This window comes from Tateyamaria pelophila, assembly GCF_019966495.1.
GTDB classification, from domain to species: Bacteria; Pseudomonadota; Alphaproteobacteria; order Rhodobacterales; family Rhodobacteraceae; genus Tateyamaria; species Tateyamaria pelophila.
The window spans coordinates 1-9,175 of the sequence record NZ_JAIMIA010000151.1 but is presented as its reverse complement, the minus strand read 5'-3'; the positions used below and the strand labels follow the sequence as shown (position 1 = coordinate 9,175).

10 protein-coding genes are annotated in these 9,175 nt (G+C 60.9%); 9 read left to right on the top strand and 1 reads right to left on the bottom strand.

The genetic code is table 11. The features are described from left to right. Nucleotides 1-309 precede the first annotated feature (309 nt). The 9 genes from LC354_RS24460 (at nucleotide 310) to LC354_RS24420 (ending at nucleotide 8,856) form a co-directional block, all read left to right on the top strand. Entirely contained in the window at nucleotides 310-996 is a 687-nt protein-coding gene (locus tag LC354_RS24460; protein WP_223428588.1) for a haloacid dehalogenase type II, read from the top strand. Continuing rightward, nucleotides 996-1,814 (top strand): alpha/beta fold hydrolase, encoded by an 819-nt coding sequence (locus LC354_RS24455; protein ID WP_223428587.1) that lies wholly within the window; start codon nucleotides 996-998, stop codon nucleotides 1,812-1,814. The genes LC354_RS24460 and LC354_RS24455 overlap by 1 nt, the downstream gene beginning before the upstream one ends. Then, a complete protein-coding gene (locus tag LC354_RS24450) occupies nucleotides 1,811-2,782 on the top strand; it encodes a threonine ammonia-lyase (protein ID WP_223428586.1) in 972 nt (323 codons plus the stop codon). The genes LC354_RS24455 and LC354_RS24450 overlap by 4 nt, the downstream gene beginning before the upstream one ends. Then, nucleotides 2,779-3,012, top strand: a complete 234-nt coding sequence (locus tag LC354_RS24445) for a hypothetical protein (RefSeq protein ID WP_223428585.1) — start codon at nucleotides 2,779-2,781, stop codon at nucleotides 3,010-3,012. Before LC354_RS24450 ends, LC354_RS24445 begins: the two co-directional genes overlap by 4 nt. Before the next feature lie 5 nt (nucleotides 3,013-3,017). Further along, entirely contained in the window at nucleotides 3,018-3,806 is a 789-nt protein-coding gene (gene pcaD / locus LC354_RS24440) for a 3-oxoadipate enol-lactonase (RefSeq protein ID WP_223428584.1), read from the top strand. Between the two features lie 3 nt (nucleotides 3,807-3,809). Continuing rightward, a complete protein-coding gene (locus LC354_RS24435; RefSeq protein WP_223428583.1) occupies nucleotides 3,810-5,132 on the top strand; it encodes a lyase family protein in 1,323 nt (440 codons plus the stop codon). After that, complete coding sequence (locus LC354_RS24430; RefSeq protein ID WP_223428582.1) at nucleotides 5,129-6,358, top strand: TCR/Tet family MFS transporter; 1,230 nt, start codon at nucleotides 5,129-5,131, stop codon at nucleotides 6,356-6,358. The genes LC354_RS24435 and LC354_RS24430 overlap by 4 nt, the downstream gene beginning before the upstream one ends. Before the next feature lie 100 nt (nucleotides 6,359-6,458). Then, on the top strand, nucleotides 6,459-7,550 hold the full coding sequence (locus LC354_RS24425) for a zinc-binding dehydrogenase (RefSeq protein WP_223428581.1): 1,092 nt from the start codon (nucleotides 6,459-6,461) through the stop codon (nucleotides 7,548-7,550). Between the two features lie 73 nt (nucleotides 7,551-7,623). Next, nucleotides 7,624-8,856 (top strand): mandelate racemase/muconate lactonizing enzyme family protein, encoded by a 1,233-nt coding sequence (locus tag LC354_RS24420; protein ID WP_223428580.1) that lies wholly within the window; start codon nucleotides 7,624-7,626, stop codon nucleotides 8,854-8,856. Here LC354_RS24420 and LC354_RS24415 read toward each other — a convergent pair. Then, nucleotides 8,853-9,110, bottom strand: coding sequence for a CIA30 family protein (locus tag LC354_RS24415; protein ID WP_223428579.1), 258 nt, complete (start codon nucleotides 9,108-9,110; stop codon nucleotides 8,853-8,855). The two genes, LC354_RS24420 and LC354_RS24415, sit on opposite strands and share 4 nt — an antisense overlap. Nucleotides 9,111-9,175 lie beyond the last annotated feature (65 nt).

Sequence of the window (9,175 nt, the reverse complement as noted above, 5' to 3'; positions counted from 1 at the left end):
AACGCATGATCTTCTCTCCTGAATTTTGAAACCATACCGCCACAGCGGGTTTCAAAATTCAGGAGAGAAGATCAGAGAAAGATTCGCTGAAGCGGACCGGCTAGAAGCCGGTGGCTTCGATCCATTAGGTGGAAAGTGAATACTGACGGTGTCCCCGTCTTTGACTTCGGCCATGAATTCTCTCCCTAATTCCACACCTCAACCGGCAATGTCGGCACACTGCCCGCGCAAAGGCATGGGGTAAACCCCATCTGGGCTCTTTTCGTCCTGCCCGCAGCGTGCCACTCTACCCACAAAACGGAGAATGCCATGCCCATCACCACCTGTGTCTTTGATGCCTACGGGACCTTATTCGATGTCGCCGCCGCGGCACGACAGGCTGCCGCCGAGCCTGAATTCGCTGATCTGAAGGACAGTTGGCCCGGCCTTGCCGAACACTGGCGGCAAAAACAGCTTCAATATACGTGGCTCCGCGCCATCACGAAGGCGCATACCGATTTCTGGCAGGTGACGCAGGACGGGCTGGACTGGGCCATGGAAAAAACCGGCCACGCAAACAAACCGGCGATGCGCGAACGGCTACTGGCGCTCTATTGGGAATTGCAGGCCTACCCCGAGGTCCCGGCAATGCTCCACACCCTCAAGGCCGTCGGCCTGAACACGGCGATCCTGTCCAACGGATCGCCGGATATGCTTGAGGGGGCGGTGCAGTCGGCCGGGATCCAGGACGTGCTCGATCATTGCCTTTCGGTGGAAACAGTCGGGATCTTCAAGCCGGATACGCGGGTCTATGATCTGGTCGGCCAAAAGTTCGGATGTTCCAAGACCGAAGTGCTCTTCGTCTCCTCCAATGGTTGGGACGCCGCGGGGGCCGCGGGCTATGGCTTTGACACCGTCTGGGTCAATCGCGCTGGCGATCCGGTCGACCGCTTGCCATGGCAGCCCAATACCATCCTGTCGGACCTGACAGGCATCCCGCAACTGGCAGGTGTCTGATGCCACATTTCACGACCTCTGACGGCTTGCGCCTGCATTATACAGATCAAGGGACAGGCCTGCCCCTGCTTTGCCTTGCCGGGCTGACCCGCAGCAGCGCTGATTTCGACTATGTCACACCGCATTTGCCCCCCTGCCGTCTGATCCGGCTGGATTACCGCGGGCGCGGGCAATCCGACTGGGACAGCAATTGGCAGAACTACGTCCTCCCGATCGAGATCAGAGACGTGATCGAGCTTTTGGACCACCTGACCATCGACGCCGTTGCGATCCTTGGGACGTCCCGGGGTGGGCTGAATGCAATGGGCTTCGCCGCGGCCGCCCCAGACCGTTTTCTGGGCGCGGCATTGAACGATATCGGGCCGGAGATCGACACAAAGGGGTTGTCTGGCATCATGATTTATCTGGGCAAACGCCCGGCGGCCCGCACCCACGAAGAGGCGGCAAACGCTCTCGCCATTGTCATGACCGGGTTCAAAAACGTGCCGCACAGCCGCTGGCTGGAAGAGGCCAAAACGCATTTTCTCCCAGACGCAGACGGATTGAACATCACGTATGATCCGGCCCTGCGGCAGGCTGTCGAAGCGGGCGGTGAAGTACCCGACCTGTGGCCATTTTTTGAAGCACTGAACGGCAAACCGCTTTGCCTGATCAGAGGGGCGAATTCCGATCTTCTGAGCACCGAAACCGTGCAAAAGATGCAAGAGCGTCGCCCCGACATGATCTATGCAAACGTGCCCAATCGCGGTCATGTGCCTTTTCTGGATGAACCTGCATCGCTTGACGCCTTGCGGGCGTGGATGGACGCTCTGCAATGAATATCGAGATGATCCGCGCAGCGGCGCGGCGCCTGCAGGGTTTTGCACGGCGCACACCCTTACTCAGTTCACCGTTCATTGATGAACTGGCAGGACGGCGGGTCTGGATCAAACCGGAATGCCTGCAACACACTGGCAGCTTCAAGTTTCGTGGTGCGTGGTCGGCTGTCTCGGCGCTGGACCCCGAAACGCGGGCCAAAGGCGTGATTGCCTTTTCCAGCGGCAACCACGCGCAGGGTGTGGCCCTTGCCGCGGCGCGGCACGGCGTGCCCAGCGTGATCGTCATGCCGGCCGATGCGCCCACCCTCAAGATCGAGAATACGCGCGCGCTGGGGGCTGACGTCGTGCTATATGACCGGGCCACCGAAGACCGTGACGCCATCGGCGCGGCATTGGCCGATGCACGCGGATTGACCATGATCAAACCCTTTGACGAGCCACTCGTGATTGCGGGCCAGGGCACCGCGGGTCTTGAGATTGCCGCGCAAACGTCCGAAGTCGGCGTCACCGAGGCGGACGTTCTGGTCTGTTGCGGCGGTGGCGGCTTGACCAGTGGCATCGCACTGGCGCTGGAAGCGGACGCCCCCGGCCTGCGCGTGCGTCCCGTGGAACCCGAAGATTTTGACGACGTGACCCGCTCTCTCCGCTCTGGCCGGATTGAGCGGAACCTCGCGACATCGGGCAACATCTGCGACGCCATCATTACCCCACAGCCCGGCGCCCTGACCTTTCCAATCATGCACCGCTTGTGTGGCCCGGGCCTCATCGTAACGGAACGCGAAGCGTTGCAGGCTATGGCCCACGCCTTTTTGCGTTTGAAACTCGTGGCGGAACCCGGTGGGGCCGTTGCCTTGGCGGCAGCCATCTGTCGGCAGGACCAGATAGAGGGAGAGGACGTTGTCGTGATGATCTCGGGCGGCAATGTCGACCCTGACCTATACTCGCAATGTCTGGATACCCTGCCGTGACAGGCTTCGCCACCGCCCGCGACGCCGTGTTCGGTGGTGTCAATGACAGCAGCGACCGGATATACACGGCGCGCCCTTTTATCGACGAATCCAAGGACAGCATGGAACGGATGGACTATTTCACCGTGCTGAACGATCATCTCACGGACGGGGGCCACGCAGTGGCACCGACGCGTAAACGCGCATCCGATAACGGGCGGATTATTGCCCATTTACGACCAAAGGACTGACACGCATGCATATGGCTGATCTGGGCGACGTGCGCCTGCACTACCGTATCGACGGGCCGAAAGACGGCGCGCCGGTCGTTTTTGCCAACTCGTTGGGAACCGACATGCGGCTTTGGGATCCGATCTTGCCAATGTTGCCCGAAGGTCTGCGGATCCTGAGGTTCGACAAGCGCGGTCATGGGCTATCGACTTGCCCGCCCGGCGCGTATTCCATGGGCGCGTTGGTCAGCGATACCGAAAAGCTGATGGATCATCTGGGATTCCAGGATGCCTTTTTCGTAGGGCTGTCAATCGGCGGCATGATTGCGCAGGGCTTGGCGGTCAAGCGCCTCGATCTGATGCGGGCCATGGTTCTGTCCAACACCGGCGCCAGGATCGGCAATGGCGACATCTGGGCCGATCGGATTGCAGCCGTGGAGAACGGCGGGATCGAAAGCCTCGCAGATGCTGTCATGGAACGTTGGTTTTCCGCTGATTTCCGGGCGAGCGTCGATCTTGAGCTGTGGCGTAACATGCTCGTCCGACAGGAAAACGCGGGCTATGCCGGTTGCTCGGCGGCGATTTCCGGCACTGATTTCTACACGACAACAGCCAGTTTGCGCTTGCCCACACTCGGGATTGCGGGCAGCGAGGATGGATCGACCCCGCCGGATCTGGTGCGCGAAACCGTTGACCTGATCCCCGGCAGCAAATTTCATCTGATCCGCAAGGCAGGCCACCTGCCCTGCGTAGAGAAGCCGCAGGAATACGCCGCCGTGATAACCGATTTCATGCGTTCTACAGGCCACATCTGACCCATGGCTGCCAGCGTCTTTTCCTCGCCGCTTTATGCGCAACTGTTCCCCACAGGCGACGCCGGACGGTTGTGGTCTGATAATGCCGAAGTGCGCGCGATGCTGCTGGTCGAAGGGGCACTGGCCAAGGTGCAAGGGGCACAGGGGGTCATCCCTGAACTCAGCGCTGCGTTCATTCACCGCTCGAGCCTCGAGGTGCAGATCGACCCTGCCGGACTGGCCAAGGCAACGGGTCAGAACGGCGTGAGTGTCCCGGGATTGGTTGCCGCGTTTCGCAGCGCGATGGAGGCTCCGGAATACGCCCAACACGCCCATTGGGGCGCAACCAGCCAGGATATCATCGATACCGCCCTGATGTTGCGACTGCGCCAGACGTTGGCGGTGTTGGAAGACCGTGCGCGGGTACTGCTCCGTACGCTGGCAGGGCAGGCAAGCACACATGCCGAAACGCCAATGGCGGCGCGAACTTATGCGCAACACGCGACACCCACCTCGTGGGGGGGCGTTCTGGCCCAGTGGGGCGGACCGGTTGTAGATGCCGTGGCAGCGCTGCCCGATTTGCGCAACACGTCGATGTTCGTATCGCTCAGCGGCGCATCCGGTACCGCTTCCGCGCTGGGGCCCGACGCCGCTGCGACACGCGCGGGGCTCGCAGAAGCGCTTGGGTTGAACGATCCGGGGCGCAGTTGGCACGCTGATCGCGGCCCGGTTCTGCGCATTGCAAACTGGATGGGGGATTTGGTCGCAACCCTTGGCGGCATGGGCCACAGCCTTATAGGATTGACCGGATCAGACACGGCAGAGATCCGGCTGGGCGGTGCCGGATCATCCTCTACCATGCCGCAAAAACAAAACCCGGTCGGGCCGTCCGTGCTGGTGGCGCTCAACCATCAGATGGCGGGGCTGCGTGCGACTTTGCAAGCGGCGTCGGCGCATCAGTTTCAACGCGACGGCGCCGCGTGGTTCACAGAATGGATGGTGCTGCCACAGATCGCCCTGTGCACAGCATCAGCGGTCGAGAGCGCATGCGCATTGGCACAAAGCATGGAGCCTGACACGGCACGCATGGCCGCAAACGTCGAAGGCTTGGGGCTGGTCCATGCAGAAGCGTTGAGTTTTGCCTTGGCAGCCCGAATGTCCCGCCCTGACGCACAAGCGCATACCAAGGAGCTGGTGGCCGAAGCGCACCGCTCAGGCAGGCCTCTGGCAGACATCGCTCGCGCCGCCTACCCGGACCTTTCCGCATCTTTGTTTCGGGCCACAGAGCAGATGGGGAACGCGCCGTCAGAGGCGCGCGCCTTTGCCAAACGGGTCAAAACTCTTTGAGACTGCCCGTTGTTTTCATTCTGATAACCGTGCTTCTGGACGCGATGGGGATCGGCCTGATCATACCCGTCATGCCGGACCTTATCCGCGAAGTGAATGGCGGGGACCTCGCGACGGCAGCACTTTGGGGCGGCGTTCTGGCAACCTGCTTTGCCGTCATGCAGTTCCTGTTCGGCCCGGTGCTTGGCGGGCTGTCGGATCGGTACGGGCGTCGGCCCGTCTTGCTGGTCTCTCTCGTTGTCATGGCCGCGGACTATCTGGTAATGGCGGTCGCAGGCAGCATTTGGCTGCTGCTTGCCGGGCGTCTTGTGGGCGGGATCACGGCGGCCACGCCCGCCACCGCCGCGGCTTACATGGCGGATATTTCGCCGCCCGAAAAAAAGGCTGCCAATTTCGGTCTGATTGGAGCGGCCTTTGGCCTGGGTTTCGTGATCGGGCCCCTGATTGGTGGACTGCTGGCCGAATATGGCACCCGCGCGCCCTTTTACGCGGCCGCTGCTCTGGCGGCGCTCAATGCGGTTTTTGGTTGGATGATCCTGACAGAAACTGTGACGGACCGCATCCGGCGTCCGTTTTCATGGGCGCGGGCCAATCCATTGGGCACCTTGCGCATATTGGGCAAACTGCCCGCCATTGGCCCCCTGTTGATTGTCTATTTCCTCTATCAGTTGGCCTTTACCGTCTACCCTGCGATCTGGAGTTATTTCGGGCAGGAGCGCTTTGGCTGGAGCCCGGCGACGATCGGTCTGAGCCTTGCGCTGTTTGGCATTATGCTGGCCGTTGTACAGGGCGGATTGATGCCCTTGGTGCTGCGTGTCATGGGCGAACGCGGCGCTGTCATTTACGGCCACGGTTTCAACGTGATGGCCTTTCTTGCGATGGCATTCGTCACATCCGGCCCCGTTGCGCTGGTCCTGACGCCGCTTGCTGCTTTGGCCGGGGTCATTACGCCTGCCTTGCAGGGGATCATGTCCAAGGCGGTGAACGACAATCAGCAAGGCGAATTACAAGGTGCGCTCACCTCGATCAGTGCACTTGCGATGATCATATCCCCTATGGTGATGACGTCTGTTTTCGCGGCGTTTTCCGGCCAGACTGCGCCGGTGTATCTTCCCGGCGCGCCGTTCCTCTTGTCGGCCGTTTTGATCCTGATGGGGCTGATCGTGTTCATCCGGTCCGGCCGTGCAGGTCCATCATCCGACATCCGCGACAAACCGGTGGTGTGAAAGGTCGCATTATGCCTTGCGAGCGCTCGCTGCCTGCGCCAACTTCGCCACAACTGAGACAAAGACCGCCTTGGGCAAAGAGGCGGAGCAAGGAAAAGACATGCAAACCATAAAAGCCGCCGTGTGCCACGAATTCGGTGCCCCGCTCGTCATCGAAGATATCCTGCTGCGTGCGCCTGAAATGGGCGAAGTCGAGGTGACACTGGATGCTGTGGCCATCTGCCATTCGGACATCTCCTATGCGGATGGGGCCTGGGGCGGTAGCCTGCCTGCGGTTTACGGCCACGAGGCCGCCGGCATCGTCAGCGCCGTTGGCCCCGGTGTCGGCGGCGTGGCAGTGGGCGACAGCGTCGTTGTCACCCTGATACGCGCCTGCGGTACGTGCCCATCCTGCGCCGGCGGCACCCCGACGAATTGCGAGACCCCCTATGACGGTGACAAAGGGCCGATTCGCACCGCGGCGGATACCAAACTGCATCAGGCCATGGCGTGCGGCGCTTTTGCCGAAAAGGTCGTCGTTGACCAAAGGCAGTTGGTTAAGATTCCGGACACCATTGCCAAGGATGCGGCCAGCCTGATCTCTTGCGGGGTGATTACCGGCGTCGGTGCCGTAGTGAACGCGGCGGCGCTCCGTCCCGGACAGGATGTTGTCGTGATCGGTGCGGGCGGCGTCGGCCTGAACGCCATTCAGGGTGCGCGTATCGCAGGCGCCCGCCGCATCGTGGCGGTCGACATGACCGAAGAAAAACTGGATGACGCAAAGTCCTTTGGTGCAACCCACGGCGTGTTGGCCACGTCCGAAAGCCCATGGCGTGCTGCCTACAAAGCATTGGGCGGCAAGGGGGCGGACGCCGTGATCGTAACGGTGGGCGCGATTCCGGCTTACGAACAAGCCCCGAAATACCTGGGGCGCGGCGGCAAGGTCATCATGGTGGGCATGCCCCATTCCGGCGCGATGGCCAGCTATGAACCCGTTGTTCTGGCCGCGGTCGGGCAGGGCATGATCGGATCCAAGATGGGCGATGTCGTCATTCAGCGCGATATTCCATGGATGGTGGACCTGTATCAGCAGGGGCGCTTGCAATTGGACAGCCTGATTTCGGGGCGTTGGTCCCTGGATCAGATCAATGAGGCGATTGCCGATACCAAATCGGGCACCGCCCGTCGGAACGTGATTATGTTCAACCGTTGATTTGGGGCGCTGCCCCCGGCGCTTGTGCGCCTCCCCCGGAGTTTATCCGGCAAGATGAAGCAAGGGATAGATCATGAAACTGCGTGACCTCGATATCATCGTAACCGCCCCGCCTGCGCCCGGTTGGGGCGGGCGCTATTGGATACTTGTCAAGGTGACAACGGATAACGGGATTGTGGGATGGGGCGAATGCTATGCCTCTTCGGTTGGGCCGGAGGCTATGCACGCCGTCATTGTCGATGTGTTTGAGCGCCACATGGCGGGCGAGAACCCCGAAAACATCGAAGTTATGTTTCGACGCGCCTATTCGTCCGGCTTTACTCAACGCCCTGATTTGACTGTCATGGGTGCTTTTTCAGGCCTTGAGATCGCGTGTTGGGATATTTTGGGCAAGGCGCGGGGGCGTCCGGTGCATGCCTTGCTGGGCGGGCGCATGAACGACCGGGTGCGTGCGTATACCTATCTGTACCCTCTGCCGCATCACGATCTGGAGGCGTTCTGGACCTCGCCGGAGATGGCGGCAGAGTCCGCTTTGGACTGTGTGGATCGTGGATATACGGCGGTGAAGTTTGATCCGGCGGGACCCTATACATTGCGCGGCGGACATATGCCGGGGATGCGCGACATCGAAATGTCAGTCGCCTTTTGCAAGGCGATCCGCGAGGCAGTGGGCAGCCGGGCCGATCTGCTCTTTGGCACGCATGGGCAATTTACCACCGCCGGGGCGATCCGCCTCGGGCAAGCCATCGAACCCTATAGCCCGCTTTGGTACGAAGAGCCGATCCCGCCGGATGCGGTGGAGGAAATGGCCAAGGTTGCACGCGCTGTGCGTATTCCAGTGGCGACCGGCGAGCGTTTGACCACCAAGGCCGAGTTTGCCACGGTTTTGCGCGGTGGGGCAGCCACCATTCTGCAACCCGCTTTGGGCCGTGCCGGTGGAATTTGGGAGATGAAGAAGGTTGCGGCCATAGCAGAGGTCTACAATGCGCAGATGGCCCCGCATCTTTATGCAGGTCCCATCGAATGGGCCGCCAACGTCCAGCTTGCCGCCTCGATCCCTAATATCCTGATGTGCGAATGCATCGAGACACCGTTTCACGATCAGCTGATCAAGGGGACAATCCGCGTCGAGGATGGGTTTATCACGCCTTCTGACTCGCCTGGGCTTGGGATCGACGTCGATGAGGATCTTGCGCGTGCGCATCCCTATACTGGCAACGGGTTGCATTTACAGATGCAGGAGGCGCCTTGCGATTATGTCCACGGCAACAATTTTGAGGGTGGCGCCCCTGCCCCGCGCGATTAACGGTAAAGCCGGACACCTGCGATGGCGATATCGGCCTGCATCTCGCGCCCGATGGCCAGGATTCCGATGCGCCGCAATCGACCCGGATCAAATCGGGCCTCGGTGCGATGCGATTCAAGAGCGGTAAAGGGGATCTTGACCGTCGTCCATGTCGGCGGCGCGCTGAAATCCGCTCGAAAGCTCTGCCAAGGCCGTGTGATCTGATTTGTACGCAACCGTATGTCGTAGGTCTCATCGTTGCCTAGGCAGCACACCCATTAATTCTTGTTTGATTGCATAGTTTTGTGATTCAGTTTCGTTCAAACAACGGGCGGGAGGA

What these genes read in the sequence shown, in the direction of transcription:
- pcaD (WP_223428584.1), top strand. Translation starts at nt 3,018, where the DNA reads ATGCATATGGCTGATCTGGGCGACGTGCGCCTGCACTACCGTATCGAC.
- LC354_RS24425 (WP_223428581.1), top strand. Translation starts at nt 6,459, where the DNA reads ATGCAAACCATAAAAGCCGCCGTGTGCCACGAATTCGGTGCCCCGCTC.
- LC354_RS24450 (WP_223428586.1), top strand. Translation starts at nt 1,811, where the DNA reads ATGAATATCGAGATGATCCGCGCAGCGGCGCGGCGCCTGCAGGGTTTT.
- LC354_RS24460 (WP_223428588.1), top strand. Translation starts at nt 310, where the DNA reads ATGCCCATCACCACCTGTGTCTTTGATGCCTACGGGACCTTATTCGAT.
- LC354_RS24435 (WP_223428583.1), top strand. Translation starts at nt 3,810, where the DNA reads ATGGCTGCCAGCGTCTTTTCCTCGCCGCTTTATGCGCAACTGTTCCCC.
- LC354_RS24420 (WP_223428580.1), top strand. Translation starts at nt 7,624, where the DNA reads ATGAAACTGCGTGACCTCGATATCATCGTAACCGCCCCGCCTGCGCCC.
- LC354_RS24455 (WP_223428587.1), top strand. Translation starts at nt 996, where the DNA reads ATGCCACATTTCACGACCTCTGACGGCTTGCGCCTGCATTATACAGAT.